The sequence below is a fragment of the Streptomyces sp. NPDC053076 genome (genome assembly GCF_044546845.1).
Lineage (GTDB): Bacteria > Actinomycetota > Actinomycetes > Streptomycetales > Streptomycetaceae > Streptomyces.
Genome location: NZ_JBITZL010000003.1, coordinates 30,197 through 51,118, shown reverse-complemented (window position 1 = coordinate 51,118; position 20,922 = coordinate 30,197). Strand labels below are relative to the sequence as shown.

15 protein-coding genes and 1 pseudogene are annotated in these 20,922 nt (G+C 72.6%); 3 read left to right on the top strand and 13 right to left on the bottom strand.

Annotated features, from left to right (window positions below; all coding sequences use genetic code 11):
• Nucleotides 1-8: 8 nt before the first annotated feature.
• From ACIGYR_RS13770 to ACIGYR_RS13735, 8 genes are all read right to left on the bottom strand, one after another.
• Nucleotides 9-1,451 carry a tannase/feruloyl esterase family alpha/beta hydrolase gene (locus ACIGYR_RS13770; RefSeq protein ID WP_399598762.1) on the bottom strand — a complete coding sequence of 481 codons (1,443 nt, stop codon included), beginning with the start codon at nt 1,449-1,451 and terminating at the stop codon, nt 9-11.
• Nucleotides 1,452-1,591: 140 nt separating this feature from the next.
• Nucleotides 1,592-2,863, bottom strand: a complete 1,272-nt coding sequence (locus ACIGYR_RS13765; protein ID WP_399598760.1) for an alpha/beta hydrolase family esterase — start codon at nt 2,861-2,863, stop codon at nt 1,592-1,594.
• Between the two features lie 333 nt (nt 2,864-3,196).
• Nucleotides 3,197-4,099: a universal stress protein gene (locus ACIGYR_RS13760; protein WP_399598757.1), complete on the bottom strand. Its 903-nt coding sequence runs from the start codon at nt 4,097-4,099 to the stop codon at nt 3,197-3,199.
• A 117-nt stretch (nt 4,100-4,216) separates the two neighbouring features.
• The gene (locus ACIGYR_RS13755; RefSeq protein WP_391847803.1) at nt 4,217-4,459 is read right to left on the bottom strand and encodes a DUF397 domain-containing protein; all 243 of its coding nucleotides are present in this window, start codon (nt 4,457-4,459) and stop codon (nt 4,217-4,219) included.
• A gap of 82 nt (nt 4,460-4,541) precedes the next feature.
• On the bottom strand, nt 4,542-5,708 hold the full coding sequence (locus ACIGYR_RS13750; protein WP_391847802.1) for a thiolase domain-containing protein: 1,167 nt from the start codon (nt 5,706-5,708) through the stop codon (nt 4,542-4,544).
• Complete coding sequence (locus ACIGYR_RS13745; RefSeq protein ID WP_399598755.1) at nt 5,705-6,775, bottom strand: thiolase domain-containing protein; 1,071 nt, start codon at nt 6,773-6,775, stop codon at nt 5,705-5,707. The genes ACIGYR_RS13750 and ACIGYR_RS13745 overlap by 4 nt, the downstream gene beginning before the upstream one ends.
• Nucleotides 6,772-7,713, bottom strand: coding sequence for a Zn-ribbon domain-containing OB-fold protein (locus tag ACIGYR_RS13740; RefSeq protein WP_399598753.1), 942 nt, complete (start codon nt 7,711-7,713; stop codon nt 6,772-6,774). Before ACIGYR_RS13740 ends, ACIGYR_RS13745 begins: the two co-directional genes overlap by 4 nt.
• A gap of 245 nt (nt 7,714-7,958) precedes the next feature.
• Entirely contained in the window at nt 7,959-8,759 is an 801-nt protein-coding gene (locus tag ACIGYR_RS13735; protein ID WP_391847799.1) for a crotonase/enoyl-CoA hydratase family protein, read from the bottom strand.
• A gap of 187 nt (nt 8,760-8,946) precedes the next feature.
• On the opposite strand from ACIGYR_RS13735, the gene ACIGYR_RS13730 reads away from it, so the two are divergent.
• On the top strand, nt 8,947-10,560 hold the full coding sequence (locus ACIGYR_RS13730; protein ID WP_399598751.1) for an acyl-CoA synthetase: 1,614 nt from the start codon (nt 8,947-8,949) through the stop codon (nt 10,558-10,560).
• Between the two features lie 38 nt (nt 10,561-10,598).
• Here ACIGYR_RS13730 and ACIGYR_RS13725 read toward each other — a convergent pair.
• A pseudogene (locus ACIGYR_RS13725) lies at nt 10,599-10,824 on the bottom strand (alpha/beta fold hydrolase); the annotation flags it as partial.
• Between the two features lie 175 nt (nt 10,825-10,999).
• On the opposite strand from ACIGYR_RS13725, the gene paaK reads away from it, so the two are divergent.
• Nucleotides 11,000-12,304 (top strand): phenylacetate--CoA ligase PaaK, encoded by a 1,305-nt coding sequence (gene paaK, locus ACIGYR_RS13720; RefSeq protein ID WP_399598748.1) that lies wholly within the window; start codon nt 11,000-11,002, stop codon nt 12,302-12,304.
• 25 nt (nt 12,305-12,329) lie between these two features.
• On the opposite strand, the gene ACIGYR_RS13715 is transcribed toward paaK, so the two are convergent.
• The 3 genes from ACIGYR_RS13715 to ACIGYR_RS13705 form a co-directional block, all read right to left on the bottom strand.
• The gene (locus ACIGYR_RS13715; protein ID WP_399598746.1) at nt 12,330-13,847 is read right to left on the bottom strand and encodes an acyl-CoA synthetase; all 1,518 of its coding nucleotides are present in this window, start codon (nt 13,845-13,847) and stop codon (nt 12,330-12,332) included.
• 176 nt (nt 13,848-14,023) lie between these two features.
• On the bottom strand, nt 14,024-15,574 hold the full coding sequence (locus ACIGYR_RS13710; RefSeq protein WP_399598744.1) for an acyl-CoA synthetase: 1,551 nt from the start codon (nt 15,572-15,574) through the stop codon (nt 14,024-14,026).
• Entirely contained in the window at nt 15,571-16,680 is a 1,110-nt protein-coding gene (locus ACIGYR_RS13705; protein WP_399598741.1) for an NAD(P)H-dependent flavin oxidoreductase, read from the bottom strand. The genes ACIGYR_RS13710 and ACIGYR_RS13705 overlap by 4 nt, the downstream gene beginning before the upstream one ends.
• A gap of 163 nt (nt 16,681-16,843) precedes the next feature.
• Between ACIGYR_RS13705 and ACIGYR_RS13700 the strand changes: the two genes are divergently transcribed.
• Nucleotides 16,844-18,631, top strand: coding sequence for a serine hydrolase (locus tag ACIGYR_RS13700; protein WP_399598739.1), 1,788 nt, complete (start codon nt 16,844-16,846; stop codon nt 18,629-18,631).
• A 145-nt stretch (nt 18,632-18,776) separates the two neighbouring features.
• Here the strand turns inward: ACIGYR_RS13700 and ACIGYR_RS13695 are convergent, their stop codons facing one another.
• Complete coding sequence (locus ACIGYR_RS13695) at nt 18,777-20,339, bottom strand: phytoene desaturase family protein (RefSeq protein ID WP_399598736.1); 1,563 nt, start codon at nt 20,337-20,339, stop codon at nt 18,777-18,779.
• Between the last annotated feature and the right edge of the window lie 583 nt (nt 20,340-20,922).

The following is a 20,922-nucleotide window of genomic DNA, read 5'->3' as shown; positions in this document are numbered from 1 at the left end:
AAGATCGTTCATCGAAGGGGGCAGCTGGTGCGCAGGGCCGCCGGGTCCGCGCCGGCCGGGCGGGCGACGGTGTGGTCCGCGGGCGGTCGGCCTTTTCGGGTGATCCAGCGTTCCAGGGCCGTGAACGCGGAGCGGTGGCAGGGCACCATCGGGCGGAGTCTGTCGGGGAAGACGTCCGCCAGGGAGTCGGTGTGGGTGCCGTCCTCGATGCGGTAGTAGCGCAGCAGGGCGCCGCGGCCGGCCCGGTGGACCATGCGGGCGTAGACGTCGGAGTCCTCACTGATCGGCAGCAGCACGTCGAGGGTGCCCTGAAGGGTGATCAGGGGCTTGCCGATGCGTCCGGTGAGGGCGATGCGGCCGACCGCCCGGTGGACGGCGGCCGGGCGGGCCGGGTAGGCGTAGTCGGCGTCGCAGGCGGGGCTGCCGGAGGCGCAGTAGGGGGTGCCCGCCTCCGTGTCCCCGTCGTAGCCGGGGTCGACCTCCTCGCGGTAGATGCGCTGCGTGAGGTCCCAGTAGACCTGGTGGTGGTACGGCCACAGGAACTCGGAGCCGGCCGGGAAGCCGGCCCGGTGCAGCGCCGCCGCGGCCTCGGCGGCTCCGGGGCCGCCGGCGGCGTAGGCGGGGTAGTGGCGTAGTGCCGCCGGCAGGAAGGTGAACAGGTTGGGTCCGTCGGAGCGCCAGAGGGTGCCCTCCCAGTCGACTCCGCCGTCGTACAGCTCCGGGTGGTGCTCCAGTTGCCAGCGCACCAGGTAGCCGCCGTTGGACAGGCCCGTGGCGAGGGTGCGGGCCGGGGGGCGGTGGTAGCGCTGGGTGACGACGGTGCGGGCGGCGCGGGTGAGCTGGGTGAGGCGGGTGTTCCATTCGGCGATGGCGTCGCCGGGTCGGTGGCCGTCGCGGAAGAAGGCGGTGCCGGTGTTGCCCTTGTCGGTGGCGGCGTAGGCGTAGCCGCGGGCGAGCACCCAGTCGGCGATGGCGCGGTCGTTGGCGTACTGCTCGCGGTTGCCAGGGGTGCCGGCGACCACCAGGCCGCCGTTCCAGTGGTCGGGTAGCCGGATGACGAACTGGGAGTCGTGCTGCCAGCCGTGGTCGGTGTTGGTGGTGGAGGTGTCGGGGAAGTACCCGTCGATCTGGATGCCGGGGACACCGCTGGGGGTGGGCAGGTCCTGGGGGGTGAGCCCCGCGTAGTCGGCCGGGTCGGTGTGGCCGGAGGCCACGGTCCCCGCGGTGGTCAGTTCGTCCAGGCAGTCGGCCTGCTGGTGGGCGGCGCCCGGCACGTGCAACCGGTCGCGACCGGCGCAGTGGGCGTCCGGTGTCCCCGGGCCGAGGGGTGCGGCCGCGGCCGGGACGGCCAGGAGGGAGAAGGCGGCGGCGAGCGACAGTGCGCCGAGGGCGGTGCGCCGGGCCGGGCGGCCGGGCGGTGGTGTGGGGCGGGGCGGGCGGTGGAGCAGCATACGGTTCCTCCGGCGGGTTGGGGACGCGCTGGAGGTTAGGGGTGGTGTGGTGGTTGCGGACATGTGTGGGGCCGCCATGATGACCGCCCGTTCGGGGGTGTCGGCCACCATGGCGGCCCGGTCCGCCTGCTGACCGGTTGTCAGGGGCAGCCGGCGTCGGCGAGGGTGAAGTAGCCCGCGGGCGACTCCTTGAGGGTGTGGGTGACGAAGGTGTTGTACAGGCCCAGGTTCTGGCCGGAGCCCTTGGCGTAGGTGTAGCCGCCGCTGGTGGTGGCCCGTCCCGCCTGTACGTGGGCGTAGTTGCTCGCCGTCCAGCAGGCCGCGGTACCGCCGCCCGGGTCTCCGGGGTCCGGGTCTCCCGGGTCGGAGGTGTCCAGGCCGAAGAACCGGGCGATCCAGCGGCTGGAGCAGATCGAGTCGGGGAAGTACGGGGCGCCGGTACTGCCGCACTGCTCGCCGCCCGTGCCGGGGTCGACCGGGGTGCCGTGGCCGACGCCGGGGACACGGTCCACCTCCACGGCGACCGTGCCGTCGGCGGCCAGGTACTGGTCCTGCCGGGTGGCGTCGGGCCCGATGGTGTTCGTCCGGGTGGGGGTCTGGGACAGGCCGTGCAGTGCCGTCCACTGGTCGCGCAGTTCGGTGGCGTCGCGCGGTACGACGGTGGTGTCCTGGTCGCCGTACCAGATGGCCGTTCGCGGATACGGCCCGGTGTAGGACGGGTAGGCGTCGCGCACCCGCTGGGCCCAGTCGTCCGGGCTCAGGTCCACGCCGGGGTTCATGCAGAGATAGGGGCTGTTGTCCCTGGTGCAGTCGTAGGGCAGGCCGGCGACCACCGCGCCCGCGGAGAAGACGTCGGGATAGGCGGCGAGCATGACCGCGGTCATGGCGCCGCCGGCGGACAGGCCGGTGACGTGAACGCGCCGAGGATCGGCGCCGTAGGCGGTGACGGCGTGGCTCACCATCTGCCGTATGGACAGGGCCTCGCCCTGGCCGCGCCGGTTGTCGCCGGCCTGGAACCAGTTGAAGCACTTGCTCGGGTTGTTGGCACTGCCTGTCTCGGCGAGCACCAGCAGGAAGCCGTCCTCGTCGGCGAGCCGGGGCAGCCCCGAGTTGTCGGCGTAGACCTGGGCGCTCTGCGTGCAGCCGTGCAGGGCCACCACCACCGGGGGGTGGGCCGGCAGGGTGGCGGGCCGGTACACATACATGGTGAGGGCGCCCGGGTTGGTGCCGAAGTCGCTCACTTCGGTGAGCGGGACGGAGGCGCGGGCGGCGGGCGCGGGGCCGGTGAGCAGGGTGCCGAGGACGACGGCGGCGACGGCGAGCAGGCGGGTCAGGAGACGCACCGTCGGGCGGCGCGGCGGACGGACGGGTGGGGGCGCTCCGGTCGCCCTGCTGGACGGGGGCTGTGGCATGGCGGCTCCTTCGGTGGACACACGGGCCCCGGCCGCTCCGGCGGGAGGCGGTGCCAGGGGGTGGCGGAACCATAGGTTCGGGTGTGTCCGGTCACCATGGCGCCGCGCACCACAGCCGTCGGACCGTCAGTCGGCACCGGACGGATTGCGGAGCGCGGCGCGGTCTGCTACTCCGACCCGGTCACGACTCACTCCTCCGACCCGACCGGGTCCCACTCCTCCGACCCCGGCCGCGGCTCACTTCTCCGGCCCCGGCCGATCCCACTCCTCCGACCCCGGTCGGTCCCACTCCTCCGGCCCCGGCCGGTCTCACTCCTCCGACCCCGGCCGGTCTCACTCCTCCGGCGGGGCCGGGGGCACCACCGCGACCGGGCTCGCCGAGTGCAGCAGTACGGCCTGGGTGACCGAGCCCATCATGCGGGCCGGGGCGAGCAGCCGCCGTCGGTGCCGGCCGACGACGACCAGCTCGGCGTCCCTGGAGGCGGCGACCAGGCACCCGGCCGCGTCACCGGGCAGCGCCTCGGCATCGGCGCGGACCTCGGGGTGCCGCTTGCGGTGGGGAGCGAGGAAGCCCTCGGCGAGGACGCGGGTCTCGTCGGCGACGGCGTCCTGCTCGACGAGGGGCGGCACCGGCTGGCCGGGGGCGGACCAGATCTGCACCGGCCACGGGTAGGCGGCGATCACCTGGAGCCGGGCGTCGCGCAGGGCGGCCTCGGCGAAGGCGAAGGCGAGAACACCCTCGTCGGGGCTGTCGGCGTGCAGTCCGACGACCACCCGGGGGCCGGTTTCGGCAGGCCCCTCCCCGTGCACCTCTCGGCCGGGCGGGGGTACGACGACGACCGGGCACTCGGCGTCCCGGGCCGCCGCGAGGCCGTTGGAGCCGAGCAGCAGGCTGGCGAAGCCGCCACGGCCCCGCGAGCCGAGCACCAACACCTGGGCGTCAGTGCCCAGTTCGGGCAGGACGGCACCCGGGACGCCCTCCACGGCGATGTACTCCACGGCCGGTTCCCCGGCGCCGCCCCCGATCCGGGCGCGCACCTCGTCGAGCACCGGGTCGCCCTCCGCCTCGGGCGGAGCGGCGACCAGGACGTCGGCCTGGCCCCAGGCCGCGTACTGCCGTACGTGCACCACGCGCAGCGGTGCCGCGCGACGGCGGGCGGCGTCCAGGGCCCAGTCGAGGGCACGCAGGCTGTCCGCGGACCCGTCGACCGCGGCGATGACCGGCGCAGCGCTCATCCTTCCTCACCTCCGGAACACGACCTTCCCCTTGCTCGGGCCAGCCTCGCTCAGGTCCGGGCCCCGGCAGGGCGCTGCGGATCGCGTGTCCGGAAATCCGGCCGCAACACCCCCCGCTCAGGTCAGGTCGAACTCACCTTCCCTCGCTCCGGAGACGAAGGCGCCCCATTCCGCGGGGGTGAAGATCAGGGAAGGCTTCTCCGGACGGCCGCTGTTGCGCATCGCGATGAAGCCCTCGACAAAGGCGATCTGGACATCCCCCAGACCTCGGCTGCTGGACTGCCACTCGGCCTCGCTGAGATCCAGCTCCGGCTTGTCCCAGCCCGCGAGCGGTTGCTGCTGGATGGTGCTCTCGGCCACGTCCGTGCTCCTCCCGGTTCGTCGTCCGCGGTCAGCCTAGCGACCGCTCACGACGGCCGACAGGCCACGTGGGCGGGACCCTTCAGGAATCGGGGGGCTCGGATCCCACGAGCCACATGGCGAAGAACTGCGAGCCGCCGCCGTAGGCGTGCCCGAGCACCCGGTGGGCCCCGTCCACCTGGTGTTCTCCGGCCTGCCCGCGCACCTGGAGGGCCGCCTCGGCGAAACGGATCATGCCGGAGGCGCCGATGGGGTTGGTGGACAGCACCCCGCCGGACATGTTGACGGGCAGGTCGCCGTCGAGTTCGGTCACCCCGGACTCGGTGAGCTTCCAGCCCTCGCCCTCCGCGGCGAAGCCCAGGTTCTCCAGCCACATGGGCTCGTACCAGGAGAACGGCACGTACATCTCGACGGCGTCGATGTCCCGGCGCGGGTCCGCGATGCCGGCCTGCCGGTAGACGTCGGCGGCGCAGTCCTTGCCGGCCTGCGGGGAGACGAAGTCCTTGCCCGCGAAGAGGGTCGGCTCGCTGCGCATGGCGCCGCCGAGCAGCCAGGCGGGCGGCCGGGGCGCGCGGGCGGCTCCGGCCCGGTCGGTGAGGACCATCGCGCAGGCGCCGTCGGAGGAGGGGCAGGTCTCGGAGTAGCGGATGGGGTCCCACAGCATGGGCGATGCCTGGACCTTCTCCAGGGTGATGTCGTGTTCGTGGAGGTGGGCGTAGGGATTCTTCAGGGCGTTGCGCCGGTCCTTGTAGGCGACGAGGGAGCCGATGGCGTCGGGGGCGCCGCTGCGCCGCATGTAGGCGCGCACGTGCGGGGCGAAGAAGCCGCCGGCTCCGGCGAGCAGGGGCTGCTGGAAGGGGATGGGCAGGGACAGGCCCCACATGGCGTTGGACTCGGACTGTTTTTCGAAGGCGAGGGTGAGGACCGTGCCGTGGACGCGCGCGGCGACCAGGTTCGCGGCGACGAGTGCGGTGGACCCGCCGACGGAGCCGGCGGTGTGCACCCGCAGCATGGGTTTGCCGACGGCACCGAGCGCGTCGGCGAGGTACAGCTCGGGCATCATCACGCCCTCGAAGAAGTCGGGCGCCTTGCCGATGACGACGGCGTCGACGTCGGACCAGTTCAACTCGGCGTCATCGAGGGCGCGCCGGGCCGCCTCCCGGACGAGTCCGGCGATCGACACGTCCCGGCGGGCGGCCACGTGCCTGGTCTGGCCGATCCCCGTGACGGCCACGGGCTCCTTGCTCATCGTGGATCCCCTTCGAGTACGGCGACCAGGTTCTGCTGAAGGCAGGGCCCGGAGGTGGCGTGGGCGAGGGCGCGGTCGGAGGCGCCGCGGTGGATGCGGGCGGCGGCCTCGCCGATGCGTATGAGTCCGGCGGCCATGACCGGGTTGGCGGCGAGGGCGCCGCCCGAGGGGTTGACGCACACGTCGTCGTCGAGGCCGAGGGCCTGGCGCAGGATCACCTCCTGCGAGCTGAACGGCGCGTGCAACTCGGCCGTGTCGACGGGTCGTTCGAAGGCGCCCGCCTTGTGGGCGGCGAGCCGGGCGGAGGGTGAGTCGGTGAGGTCGCGCACGCCGAGGCCGTGGGCCTCGATGCGATGGTCGATGCCCCGGATCCAGGCGGGCCGGGTGCACAGTTCCCGGGCCCGTTCCCCGGCCGCGAGGATCACGGCGGCGGCGCCGTCGCCGACGGGCGGGCAGTCACCGGTGCGCAGCGGCCGTACGACGTAATCGCCCTGCGGGGCGCCTCCGGTGAGCCGGGCGCGCGGGTGGGCGTACGCGTCGGCGCGGCTGCGGGCGCCGACGGCGGCGAGAGCCGGTTCGTCGGTGTGGCCGGCGTCGATGAGGGCCTGCGCCTGGAGGGCGGCCAGGGCGACCGCGTCCGGCCACAGCGGGGCGACGTAGTACGGGTCGAGCTGGCGGGTGAGGACGTCCCGGACCGAGCCCGGTGAGCACTTGCCGTAGGAGTAGACGAGCGCGGTGTCGGCGTCTCCGGTGAGCAGCTTGGTCCAGGCTTCGTAGAGCGCCCAGGCGCCGTCCATCTCGACGTGCGACTCGGAGATCGGCGGCCAGGCGCCGACGCCGTCCAGGGCGAGGGTGAAGGAGAAGGCGCGGCCGGCGAGGTAGTCGCTGGAGCCGGAGCAGGTGAAGCCGATGTCGGCGGTCCTGAGCCCCGTCTGTGCCAGCACCTCGTGCAGCACCGGCATGAGCATCTCCACCTCGGAGGACTCCTCGGTGGAGCGCCGGTGGCCGGTCCGGGCGTAGGCGACGACGGCGATGTCCCGGGGACCGGGCGCTTCCTGGCTGGTCACAGCAGCTCCTTGTACGTCTCGTAGTCCGCGTCGGGTTCGCCGGTGGGCCGGTAGTGGTCGGGGTAGCGGGCGTCCTCGGTCCACACCGGTTCCACGCGCAGGCCCATGCGGACCTGGTCGTAGGGGATGCCGCCGATCCGCGCGTGCAGGGCGAGGTCGGCGCCGTCCAGGGCGATGTGCGCGTAGACGTACGGCACCTCGATGTCGAGGTTCTTCGCCTTGATGTTGACGATGCAGTAGGTGGTGACCGTGCCCCGGGGCCCCACCTCGACCTGTTCGGCCGTGGCCACGCCGCATGTGGGACAGGCACCCCTGGGCGGGACGTACACCTTGCGGCAGGACGGACAGCGCTCGCCGACGGTGCGCCGGTCGGAGAGGGCGTCGATGTAGGCGGACTGGGCGCGGCCGGGCGAGTAGGTGTAGTCGAGGCGGGCGGGCGCGACGATGCCGGTGAGCGGGTTCTGGAAGGTCCCTCTGTGGTGGCCCGGTTCGAGGGCTTCGCCGTCGTACGGCTCGAAGCAGGCGATGTCGGTGATGGCGCCGGTGCGCTCCTCGGCCCAGCGGACGCGCACCCGCATGCCGGTGCGGACGGTGTCGGGGCGGGGGGCGTCGAGGGCGTGCAGCAGTGCGGTGTCGGCTCCGTCGAGCCGGACCAGGACCCAGGCGAAGGGGGTGGACAGCGGCTGGCCGCGGCGGGGGGCGTGGTTCCAGGCCCAGGTCGTCACCGTGCCGGTGGGGGCGACCTCCACCAGGTCGCGGATCTCCTCGGCGGTGACGGGGTCGTACTCGACGGGCGGGACGAGGATGCGGCCGTCGGTGGTCCGTATGCCGAGTACGACCCGTTCGCGCAGGCCGGTGAGGAAGGCGCTCTGGACGGGTCCGAGGGAGCGGGTGAAGGGGAACTCGACGACCAGGGGGGCTTTGAGGACTTCGGGCATCAGGAAGGTGCCTCCTTCGGGCGGGGTCGGTGGAGTCGCGCCCCGAAGGGGCGCGGGGCAGTGACTTCTGCGGCTCCCGCCGCGATGCGGGGCAGTACTTGTGCGGCTCCCGCCGCGATGCGGGGCAGTACTTGTGCGGCTCCCGCCGCGATGGGGGTCCCCCTGGTTCGAGCGAAGTCGAGAACTCGGCGGAGTGACGGGCCACCCACGGCCGGCGGCGTCCGGACCGCACCTGCGGCGGGGCGTTACGCGCGCTTGTAGACGGGGGGCCGCTTCTCGGCGAAGGCACGGGCCCCCTCCTTGGCGTCGGCGGTGTCGAAGACGGGCCAGCCCCGGGCGAGTTCGGCGGCCAGCCCGTCGGCCTCGGTCATCTCGGCGGTCTCGTACACGGATGCCTTGACGGCCTCCACGGCGAGCGGGCCGCAGGCGTTGATCTGTTCGGCGATCTCCAGGGCCTTGGTGAGGGCGGTGCCGTCGGGGACGACATGCCCGATCAGGCCGGTGCCGGCGGCTTCCCGGGCGCTGTAGGGGCGTCCGGTGAGCAGCATCTCCAGGGCGTGGGTGCGGGGGATCTGGCGCGGGAGGCGGACGGTGGAGCCGCCGATCGGGAACAGGCCGCGTCTCACCTCGAACAGGCCGAAGGTCGCCGACTCGCCCGCGACGCGGATGTCGGTGCCCTGAAGGATCTCGGTGCCGCCGGCGACGCAGTGGCCCTCGACGGCGGCGATCACCGGTTTGCGGGGGCGATGGTGGCGCAGCATCGCCTTCCAGTGCAGGTCGGGATCGGCCTGCAGCCGGTCACGGTACCGCTGTCCCCGCATGCCGTCGCCGGCCAGCGCCTTGAGGTCCATGCCGGCGCAGAACACCCCGCCGGCCCCGGTGAGCACGATGGAGCGGACGGTGTCGTCCGCGTCGGCCTCGGTCCAGCCGTCGTGGAGTCCGACGAGCATCGGCAGCGAGAGCGCGTTCTTGGCGTCGGGCCGGTTGAGCGTGAGCACCAGTGTGGCGCCTTCCCGCCGCACGGTGAGGTGTTCCGTCCCACCCATGGCCATCTCCCCTCGGTCGGAACGAGAACAGGTTGCAGGAGGCGGGTGGGCACTTCAAGGGCTTTCTGACAGCCAGTCAGATTTATTGGCGCGGTCCCTTCACAGTTGCCGCGCGCTTTGCTCTGATGACCGGCGAGCCGACGGATGCGCCTGTCTTCGCCAGGGCTGCCGGGGTCAGGAGGAAGCGGTGGAGTACAACCTTGCCGACCTGTTCGAGTCGGTCGTCGACGTGGTCCCGGACCGCGAGGCGCTCGTGTACCTCGACCACCCCGGCACCGGCGCGGAGCGCCGACTGACGTACGCGGAGCTGGACGCCGCCGCCAACCGCATCGCGCACCATCTGATCGACAGCGGCGTAGGGCCCGGCGAGCACCTCGGGCTCCACCTGTACAACGGGGTCGAATACCTTCAGACGGTGCTGGCCTGCCTGAAGGCCAGGATCGTCCCGGTGAACGTCAACTACCGCTATGTCGAGGACGAGTTGGTGTACCTCTACCGGGACGCCGACCTGGCCGCGCTGGTCTTCGACGCGGAGTTCGAGGACCGGGTGGCGGGGGCGCTGCCTCGGGCACCGAAGCTGCGGCACCTGCTGCGGGTGGGCGAAGGGACGACGCGGGTACCGGCGGCGGTGCCGTTCACCGTGGCCGAGGCGTCCGGATCGCCCGAGCGGGGCTTTCCCGCTCGCTCCGGGGACGACCAGTTCATCGTCTACACCGGCGGTACGACGGGCATGCCCAAGGGGGTGATGTGGCGTCAGGAGGATCTGTTCTTCGCCGGGCTGGGCGGCGGGGCACCGACCGGGGAGCCGGTCAGGGCGCCGGAGGAACTGGCCGAGCGGGTCGCCGCGGGCGGCTCCGGGATCACCTTCTTCCCCACTCCCCCGCTGATGCACGGCACGTCGACGCTGACCGCGTTCATCGGTTTCAACTTCGGTCAACGGGTGGTGCTGCACCGCAAGTTCGTCCCGGAGGAAGTGCTGCGGACCGTCGAGCGGGAGCGGGTCACCAGCATGTCGCTGGTCGGTGACGCGATGCTCCGGCCGCTGATCGACGCGCTCGGCGGCCCACTGAAGGGCACGGACTGCTCGGCCCTGTTCAGCGTCTCCTCGTCGGGCGCGATCATGTCGGAGACGGTGCGCCGGCAGTTCTGCGAGCTGGTGCCGAACGCCCTGCTGCTGAACAACTTCGGCTCCTCCGAGTCCGGCTTCAACGGCACCGCCACCGAGGACTCGGGACCCGAGCGCGGGTTCCGCATCCGGGTCAACTCCCGTACCCGGGTGGTGGACCCGGTGACGCACGAGCAGGTCGCGGCCGGCCAGGTCGGCCGGGTCGCGCAGTGCGGGCACGTGCCGCTCGGCTACTACAACGACCCGGCGAAGACCGCCGAGACCTTCTTCGAGAGGGACGGGCAGCGGTGGGTACTGCTGGGTGACATGGCGACGGTCGACGCGGACGGCGTGGTCACCGTCCTTGGCCGGGGCTCGCAGTGCATCAACACCGGGGGCGAGAAGGTGTATCCGGAGGAGGTCGAGCAGGCGCTCAAGGCGCATCCGGACGTGTACGACGCGCTGGTCGCCGGCGTGCCGGACGCCCGTTGGGGCAACCATGTGGCGGCCGTGGTGCAGCTGCGCGCCGGGGCGCCGCGCCCGTCGCTGGCCGACATCCAGAGTCACTGCCGTACCCGCCTGGCCGGTTACAAGGTCCCACGGCAGCTGGTGATCACGGACACCATCCAGCGGTCCCCCAGCGGCAAGGCCGACTACCGGTGGGCGCGGGAGGCGGCGGCGGCCGAGCGGCCGTAGCCGCAGCAGTGCCCACGGGGCCCGCCGTCGGGCGGGACCTCGGCCATCCGGTCGCGGCGGTACGTCGCCGGGTCCGTCGGCGCCGCCGAGTCAGCGGTGCCCCGCAGGTCGAGCAGGGCCAGTCGGCGGTGCGCGGTCAGCCCGCCGGGATCCACGAGGCAGGCCGAGGCGCAGGGGGCCACCGGGAAGGACGGCGAGGGGCTGTCCCGCACCCCGCAGGCGATAGGTGAGCCGGGTCCCGTCGGCCGCGGTGAAGGTCGGCATGCGGCGATCACGCCGGGCCGCGCCGCCGGAGCGCAACGCCTTTCGGCGGGGCCCCTCGCGCCAAAATCCGCCAGACCTCTTGCCGAGAGGCTCAGTGGCCTGAATTACTGGCCGGGAACACCTCGACCGAATGATCGGTCGTCCGGAATGTACGGATGGCAAGGGAGACGTCCCGATGGCGGATGTGAGGGACCTGCTCGACGCGGGCGAACGGCTCGGGCCCGAGGAGCTGCGCGCACTACAGCTGGAGCGGCTGCGCGCCTCGCTGCGGCACGCGTACGAGCACGTGCCGTTCTACCGCGAGTCCTTCGACAAGGCCGGCGTCCGCCCGGAGGACTGCCGCTCGCTCGCCGACCTGGCCCGCTTCCCCTTCACGACCAAGGCCGACCTCCGGGCGAACTACCCGTACGGCATGTTCGCCGTGCCGCGCGCGAGGATCCGCCGACTGCACGCCTCCAGCGGGACCACGGGCCGCCCCACGGTGGTCGGCTACACGGACAACGACCTCTCCATGTGGGCCGACATGGTGGCGCGGTCGATCCGGGCGGCCGGCGGCCGGCCCGGCGACATCGTGCACGTGGCGTACGGCTATGGGCTGTTCACCGGTGGCCTGGGCGCCCACTATGGTGCCGAACGCCTGGGCTGTACGGTCATCCCGGCGTCCGGCGGCATGACGGCCCGGCAGGTGCAGCTCATCCAGGACCTGGAACCGTCCGTCATCATGGTGACCCCCTCCTACATGCTGACGCTGCTGGACGAGTTCGAACGGCAGGGCGTGGACCCGCGGACCACCTCGCTGCGGGTGGGCGTCTTCGGCGCCGAGCCCTGGACCGAGGAGATGCGGCGGGAGATCGAGGAGCGGTTCGCGATCGACGCCGTCGACATCTACGGGCTGTCGGAGGTGATCGGTCCGGGCGTCGCCCAGGAGTGCGCGGAGACCAAGGACGGCCTCCATGTATGGGAGGACCACTTCTACCCGGAGGTCGTGGATCCGATCACGGGCGAGGTGCTGCCGGAGGGCGAGGGCGGCGAGCTGGTGTTCACCTCGCTGACCAAGGAGGCCATGCCGATCGTCCGGTACCGGACGCGGGACCTCACACGGCTGCTGCCCGGGACGGCCCGCGCGTTCCGGCGGATGGAGAAGATCACCGGGCGCAGCGACGACATGGTGATCCTGCGGGGGGTCAACCTCTTCCCGACCCAGATCGAGGAGATCGTGCTGCGCACGCCCGGTGTGGCGCCGCACTTCCAGCTGCGCCTCACCCGCCAGGGCCGCCTCGACGCCCTGACCGTCCGGGCCGAGGCCCGGCCGGACGCGCTGCCGGAGGTGCGGGAGGCGGCGGCCCGGGCCATCGTCGCGGGGGTCAAGGACGGCATCGGGGTGTCGGTCGACGTGGAGATCGTGGAGCCGGAGTCGCTGGAGCGGTCGGTGGGCAAGATCCGCCGGATCGTGGATGAGCGCCCGCGCACCGCCGGCTGACTCGGCCGGGCGGCCGGCCCCGCGGTCAGCCGCTGAAGCGGTCGCGCAGCTCGCGCTTGAGGATCTTGCCGCTGGCGTTGCGTGGCAACTCGTTCACGAACAGCACCCGTTTGGGCGCCTTGAACGGCGCGAGCCGCTCCTTCACATGCGCGATCAGCTCACGCTCCAGGCCCTCCTCCGTCACCTCGCCGCGCGGGACGACGACCGCCGTGACGGCCTCGATCCACCGCTCGTCGGGCAGGCCGATCACGGCGGCCTCGGCGACCGACCCATGGGTGTACAGGGCGTCCTCGACCTGGCGCGAAGCCACCAGTACCCCACCGGAGTTGATGACGTCCTTCACCCGGTCCACGATCGTGAAGTAGCCCTCGGTGTCCCGCACCGCGAGGTCCCCGGAGCGGAACCAGCCGTCGCGGAACGCGGCGGCGGTCTCCTCGGGCTTGTCCCAGTAGCCCTCGCACAGCTGCGGTGAGCGGTAGACGATCTCACCGGGCGTGCCGGCGGGGACGTCCTCGCCCTCCTCGTCGACCACCCGGGCGTCGACGAACAGCACGGGACGGCCGCAGGAGTCCATCCGGCCCTGGTGCTCGTCGGGGGCCAGGACGGTGGCCAGCGGGCCGATCTCGCTCTGGCCGAAGCAGTTGTAGAAGCCGAGCTCCGGGAGCCGTTCACGCAGGCGCTCCAGGACCGGCACCGGCATGACCGACGCGCCGTAGTAGGCCTTGCGCAGTCCGGACAGGTCCCGGGTCGTGAAGTCCGGGCGGCCCGCCAGAGCGATCCACACCGTCGGCGGGGCGAACAGGCTGTCCACGCGGCCCGTCTCGATCAGGTCCAGGAGCCGGTCCCCGTCGGGCCCGTCGAGGATCAGGTTGGTGGCGCCGACCGCCAGGTAGGGCAGCAGGAAGACGTGCAGCTGCGCGGAGTGGTACAGCGGCAGCGAGTGCGCGGGGCGGTCGCCGGCGCTGAGGTCGAGTGCCGTGATCGCGCTCAGGTACTCGTGGACCAGCGCGCGGTGCGTCATCATGGCGCCCTTGGGGAGCGCGGTGGTCCCCGAGGTGTACAGCAGCTGCACCAGGTCCTCGGTGCGCGGTTCGGGGCCGTCGTACGCCGGCGCCGTCGCCAGCCGGGCCAGCAGTGAGTCCTCGGCGTCGCGCAGGGGCAGGGTACGGACGCCGTCGGGGAGCCGGCCCGCGAGTCCGGGGTCGGCGAGGACCAGGGAACTGCCGGACTGGTCCACGAGATAGGCGAGGTCGTCGCCGGTGAGGTTGTGGTTGACCGGCACGTGCACGAGGCCGGCGCGGGCACAGGCCAGGAAGCCGATCAGATACGCGTCCGAGTTGTGCCCGTAGGAACCGACCCGGTCGCCGGCGGCGAGGCCCTGGCCGAGCAGGACGCTCGCCGCGCGGGAGACGGCGTCGTCGAGTTCCTCGTACGTCCAAGTGCGGTCGCCGTACTCGACCGCGACCCGCGCCGGGGTGCGCCGGGCGCTGCGCCGCAGCACCCCGTCGACCGTGCTGCCCGTCCCGCCCTGTCCCTGCGTCATGACTGCTGATCCTCGGGCCGTCACCGGGGCAGGTCAAGCACCGGAAGCCCCCGCACCGGCCGGCCGGCACCTCAACCGCTCCCTGTGCCGGCGGCGTTGAGGCCACGCCGGGTGCCCGGCTGCGGGTGACGGACCCCCGCGCCGCCGGCCGGGCCGTCCGTCCGTGAGCCGGGCGGTCACACCGGTCGGGTACGGCCCTGCCAGTACGGCTCCCGCAACCGCCGCTTGTACAGCTTGCCGTTGGGGTCGCGGGGCATCTCGGCGATGAAGTCGACGGTCCTGGGCCGCTTGTACCCGGCGAGCCGTGCGGCGCAGTGGTCCAGGATCGCGGCGGCCAGCTCCGGGCCCGGCTCGTGGCCCGGGGCCGGTTCCACCACGGCCTTGACCTCCTCGCCCCAGTCGTCGTGCGGGATGCCGAAGACGGCGGCGTCGGCGACCGCGGGATGGGCGAGCAGGGCGGACTCGATCTCGGCCGGATAGATGTTGACCCCGCCGGAGATGATCATGTCGATCTTGCGGTCGCGGAGGAAGAGGTAGCCGTCCTCGTCCAGGTAGCCGAGGTCGCCGACGGTGAAGAAGTCGCCGATACGGTTCTTCCGTGTCTTGGCCTCGTCCTTGTGGTACGAGAAACCGCCGGTGTTCATCTTCATGTAGACGGTGCCCAGTTCGCCGGGGGCCAGCCGGTTTCCGTCGTCGTCGAAGACCGCGAGTTCGCTGATGGGCCATGCCCTGCCGACGGTGCCGGGCTTCTTCAGCCAATCCTCCGCGGTGGCGAAGGCCCCGCCGCCCTCGCTGGCGGCGTAGTACTCCTCCACGCAGTGGCCCCACCACTCGATCATCGCCCGTTTCACGTGGTCGGGGCAGGGCGCGGCCCCGTGGATGGCGTGCCGCATGGACGAGACGTCGTACCGTCGCCGTACGCCCTCCGGCAGGGCGAGCAGCCGGTGGAACTGGGTGGGGACCATATGGGTGTGCGTGCACCTGTGGGCGTCGATGAGGCGGAGCATCTCCTCGGGCGTCCACTTGTCCATCAGCACCAGTCGGTGGCCGATGTGCAGGGAGGCGCCGGCGAACTGGAGCACGGCGGTGTGGTAGAGGGGCGAGCAGACGAGGTGCACGTTGTCGCCGTACGGCCTGATGCCGAAGATGCCGAGGAAACCGCCGAGGTAGGCGTCCTCGGGGCGCCTGCCGGGCAGCGGGCGGCGGATGCCGCGCGGGCGGCCGGTGGTGCCCGAGGTGTAGTTCATGACCCAGCCGAGTTCGCGCTCGTCGGGCGCCGACTCGGGCTGCCCGTCGAGGAGTTCGGTGTACGGCCGGAAGCCCTGGACCGTCCCGACGGCGTACCGGTGGCTCGCCGGGAGCCCCGCCTCGTCGGCCGCCTGGCGGGCCGGCCCGGCGAACCGCTCGTGGGCGAGGAGCGCCTTGGCGCCGGAGTCGGCGACGATCCAGGCGATCTCCGGGCCCACGAAGTGGTGGTTGACGGGGACGAGGTAGAGACCGGCCTGGCTGGCGGCCAGGTAGGCGGTGACGAACTCGGGCCCGTTGGGCAGGACGGCCGCGAAGGCGTCCCCGCGCCGGAGGCCGGCCGCGCGCAGGCCGTGGACGAGTCGGTTGGCGGCGGCGTGCAGCCGTCCGGCCGTCCACTCCTCGCCGTCCGGCGCGATGAGGACGGTGCGGTCGGGGTGCTCGGTCGCCTGGGCCCAGAAACCGGCGGGGGGTGTGCTCACTGGCCGCTCCTTCCGGCGATGCGGTTGATGCGGTCCACGGCCTCCTCGAAGCCGCGGGTGAGGTCGTCGAAGACGGCCTGGACGCTGCGTTCGCCGTTCATCCGCCCGACGATCTGGCCGACGGGGGTGCCGAGCAACGGCTCGACCTCGTGCTTCTGGATGCGGGAGACCGCCTCGGCCACCAACAGGCCCTGCAACGGCATGGGCAGGGTGCCGGGGCCGGCCGGGTCGTCCCAGGCGTCGGTCCACTCGGTGCGGAGCTGACGTGCGGGCTTCCCGGTCAGGGCACGGGAGCGGACGGTGTCACCGGACTCGGCGGCGAGCAGCTTGCGGGTCAGGGCGGGCGAATGGAGGTCGGCTTCCGTGGTGGTCAGCCAGAGGGAGCCCAGCCACACACCCTGGGCGCCGAGGCTGAGCGCGGCTGCCACCTGCGGGCCGCTGCCGATGCCCCCGGCGGCCAGGACGGGCAGCGGATCGACGGCCTCCACGATCTCGGGGGTGAGCACCATGGTGGCGATCTCCCCGGTGTGTCCGCCGGCCTCGTAGCCCTGGGCCACGACGATGTCGATGCCCGCCTCCCGGTGCTTGCGGGCGTGCCGGGCGCTGCCGGCGAGTGCGGCGACGAGGACGTGCCGGTCGTGGGCGCGCCGGACCACGTCGGCGGGCGGCGAGCCGAGGGCGTTGGCCAGCAGCCTGATCGGGTAGTCGAAGGCGACGTCGAGCTGGGAGCGGGCGACCTGCTCCATCCAGCCGGTGATGCGCCATCCGGACGCCTCACCCTCGGCGAGTCCGGGTACGCCGTACCGGGCGAGGGTGTCCTTGACGAACTGCCGGTGCGCCTCCGGGATCATCGCCTCGACCTCGGCCTCGGTGACTCCCTCCACCTTCCTGGCCGGCATGACGACGTCCAGGCCGTAGGGCCGGCCTCCGGCGTGCGCGTCGAGCCAGTCGAGGTCGCGTTTGAGGTCGTCGGGAGCGGTGTAGCGCACCGCGCCGAGCACACCGAGGCCGCCGGCCCGGCTGATGGCCGCGGCGACCGCGGGGAACGGTGTGAAACCGAAGACGGCGTGCTCGATTCCCAGACTCCTGCTCAGCTCCGTCTGCATGGGCGCAGGATGCCGCAGCCGGCCGGACGACGGAAGACCTTTTCTGATGCTCCGTCAGATTTCTGCCGATGCCACGCGCCCCGTTGACACGCCCCCCGCCTGACAGGAAAGTTTCACCCGCAGAGCAAGCCCCGAAAGATACTTTCAGGCGGGAGGCCGCACGATGACGGAGGACCTGGCAGGCGGACGAACGAGCGGTCTGACCCGCCGCCGGCTCATGGTGGGCTCGCTGGCCTCGGGCGGCGCGCTGGCCCTCGGCGCGCTTCCGGCGGGCCCGGCCACGGCCGCGCCCGCCTCCGGCCGCCGCACCGTCCTGCGTCACGGCTCGCCCGAGCACGCCGGGCTGCTCCCCGCGCACCTGCGGCAACTCGTCACGGACGCCGAGGCGTTCCTTCACCCCTCCCCCCGGCACCCCTGGTACGCGGGTGCCGTCCTGCTCGCCGGGCGGGGCGGCACCGTGGCGCTGCACGAGCCGATCGGCATGGCGGTGCGCTACGCCGCGTACGACGAGAAGACCGACACCGGAGTCGAACTCCCGCCCGAACGGCAGCTTGCGATGACCCGGGACACCGTGTTCGACCTGGCCTCCGTCTCCAAGCTGTTCACCTCGGTCCTCGCCGTGCAGCAGATCGAGCGCGGCGGGCTGGACCTCGCCGGGACGGTCGCCTCGTACCTCCCCGACTTCGGTCGCGCGGGCAAGCAGGGGGTGACGATCCGGCAGCTGCTCACCCACACCTCCGGATTCCGTGCCTGGATCCCGCTGTACGACGCACCGACCTACGAGCAGAAACGGGAACTGATCTGGAACGAGGCTCCGCTGCACCCGCCCGGCACCGCCTACCTCTACTCGGACCTGAACCTGATCTCCCTTCAGCTCGTCCTGGAGAGGATCACCGGCCGCACGCTGGACGCGCTGCTGCGCGACGAGATCACCGGTCCGCTGGGCCTGGGCAGCACCCGCTACAACCCGCCCGCCTCCTGGAAGCCGCGGATCGCGGCCACCGAGGACGCGCGCCGGCCCTGGTCGGGGCTGGACCGCGGGCTGGTGTGGGGCGAGGTGCACGACGAGAACGCCTACAGTCTGGGCGGTGTCGCGGGCCACGCCGGGGTGTTCTCCTGCGCCTGGGACCTCGCGGTGCTCGGCCGTACGCTGCTCAACGGCGGCTCCTACGGCCGGGCCCGGATCCTGCGGCCCGAGTCGGTGGACCTGATGTTCACCGACTTCAACACGGCCTTCCCGGGCGACGAGCACGGCCTCGGCTTCGAGCTCTACCAGCACTGGTACATGGGAGCGATGGCCACCCCGCGTACGGCCGGCCACACCGGCTTCACCGGCACCTCGCTCGTGCTCGATCCCACCACCGACTCGTTCCTGGTCGTCCTCGGCAACTCCGTGCACCCCGTGCGCACGTGGCGATCGGGGTCGGCGCCCCGGGTCGCCGCCGGCAACCGTCTCGCCCGGGCGGTGGCGGTCCGCCCGGCGCGGGGCCGGACGGCCTGGTTCTCGGGCATGGCGAACGCCACGGCCGCCACCCTCACCCTCCCGGAGCTGGACACTTCCCCCGGCTCGGCGCGCCTGCGCTGTGCCCTGTGGTGGGACACCGAGCCCCGGTCCGACGTACTGGCCCTGGAGTCCTCGGCGGACGGCGGCGCCACCTGGCACCCGGTTCCCTTCACGACCACCCGCAGCGGCGAGGACCCCGAAGACCACCCGACGGGGTCGGTCACGGGTTGGTCGGGCCGTGTCTGGCACCGGGTGGTGGCGGATGTACCGACCGGCCCCCGGCTGGCGCTGCGCTGGCGGTACGGCACCGACGCGCTGTACGTCGGCCGGGGCGCGTACGTCGACGCCCTGCGCGTCGAGGCGGGCGGGGCGGTGCTGTTCGACGGGGCACGCCCGGCGGACACCGCTCGGCTCACGCCGGTGGGCTGGCAGCGCTCGGCCGACTGAACCGGCCGGGGGCAGGGATTGCCGGCCGGGGGCACGGATTGCCGGCTGGGGCAGGGGTGACGGCTGGGCAGGGGTGACCGGCCGGCACTCGGCCGAGCGACCCGGCCGGGGGCACTCGGCCGGCCGAGGGGGCGGACCGCAGGCATCAGGTCCGTTCCAGCACCGCCATCGCCGCGTTGTGCCCGGGCACCCCGCTCACCCCGCCGCCGCGCACCGCGCCGGCCCCGCACAGCAGGACACGGTCGTGCCGTGTCTCCACACCCCATCGACCGCTGCCCGGCTCGGCGTACGGCCAGGACAGGGCCCGGTGGAAGATGTTGCCGCCGGGCAGCCGCAGATCCCGTTCGAGGTCCAGCGGGGTCTTGGCCTCGATGCACGGGCGGCCGTCGGCGTCGGTGGCCAGACAGTCGGCCAGCGGTTCGGCGAGGTGCGCGTCGAGCTGGGCGAGGGTCGACTTCAGCAGTTCCTCGCGCACGGCGTCGTTGTCCCGGTCGAAGAGCCGGGCCGGGGTGTGCAGGCCGAAGAGGGTGAGCGTCTGGTAGCCGCGCTCGGCGAGTTCGGGGGCGAGGATGCTGGGGTCGGTCAGGGAATGGCAGTAGATCTCCGAGGGCGGCGCTGCGGGGAGTTCACCGGCGGCGGCCTGGGTGTGGGCGGTGGCCAGCTGGCGGTAGCCCTCGGCGATGTGGAAGGTGCCGGCGAACGCCTCACGCGGATCGGCGTCGGGGTCGCGCAGCCGGGGCAGCCGTTCGAGCAGCATGTTGACCTTCAGCTGGGCGCCCTCGGCGGGTTCGGGGGCCGGATCGCCGGTGAGGGCGGCCAGCTCCTGCGGGGAGGCGTTCACCAGGACGTGCCGGGCGACGGCGACACCCTCGCCGTCCCGCGTGCGGTAGGCGACCTCGGCGGTGTGTCCGTCGGTGTCGATCCGGACCGCCTCGTGCCCGGTCGCGATGACCGCGCCGGCCGCCCGGGCCGCCCCCGCCAGCGCGTCGGTCAGCGAACCCATGCCGCCGACGGGCACGTCCCAGGCGCCGGTGCCGCCGCCGATGACGTGGTAGAGGAAGCAGCGGTTCTGGGCGAGGGAGGGGTCGTGGGCGTCGGCGAAGGTGCCGATGAGCGCGTCGGTGAGGACGACGCCCCGGACCAGGTCGTCGGCGAAGGTCTTCTCGACGGTGACGCCGAGGGGCTCCTCGAACAGGGCCCGCCAGGCGGCCTCGTCGTCGATCCGGCGGCGCAGTTCGTCACGGGTGGGCAGCGGTCCGGTGAGTGTGGGGAAGACGCGCTGGGCGACGCGGCCCGTCATGCCGTAGAAGCGCTGCCAGGCCGTGTACTCGTCGTCGCCGCCGGTCAGCCGGGCGAACGCCGCCCGGGTGCGCTGCTCGCCACCGCCGACCAGGAGTCCGGTGGGCCGCCCGGCCCGCTCGACCGGGGTGTACGAGGAGATGGTGCGGGAGCGGACCCGGAAGTCCAGCCCGAGGTCGCGCACGATCTTCCGCGGCAGCAGGCTGACCAGGTACGAGTACCGGGACAGCCGGGCGTCGACCCCGGTGAACGGGCGGGTGGAGACGGCCGCGCCGCCGGTGTGGTCCAGCCGTTCCAGCACCAGCACGGAACGGCCGGCCCGGGCCAGGTAGGCGGCTGCGGCCAGGCCGTTGTGGCCACCGCCGACGATGACGGCGTCGTACGCGCGTGTTCCCTCGTTCGCGGACATGGTTCTTCGTAGCACGTGGTGATCGGCCCGGAGGGTGGAATCAGAAAGATACTTGACACATACGTACACCGCAGGTCGCAAGGGGTGCCCGGTACGTCTGCCACCGACGAAGTGATCCCGAAGCAGGCGTCGCTCAGCTCAGGAGAGCCCTGACTCGGTGCCCCGACCAGGTTCAGAGTTGCTCAGGTAGCGCGTTGAGGGAACGTGTCGGGAAAGCCGCATCATGACGGTGGCCGGCCCCCGCTCGGCGAACTCCCGGCGGACTTCAGGCAGGTTGAGAACCTTGTCCAGGCTTTAAGTTTCTGTGCAGGGGCCGAGTTGGATCTCCTGCCCGCCGATCTCGTACACGAGCGACTCGGATTCCGCAGTGGAGTGTGGATCGCAAGGCAGGTGGCTGAGTGGAACCGGCTCGACCGACTTCCGGGCTCGGCGCCGGGGTTCGACCCGCGTGAACCGGCCTGCGATCCGGCTCATCAGGCCCTCGAACGCCTCCCGCCAGCGGGCTGGGTACAATGTGACCTGGGGCCACCGCGTGATCGTTTGTCTTCACACACCGATGATCAACGGTGGCCGCACCCGTCTC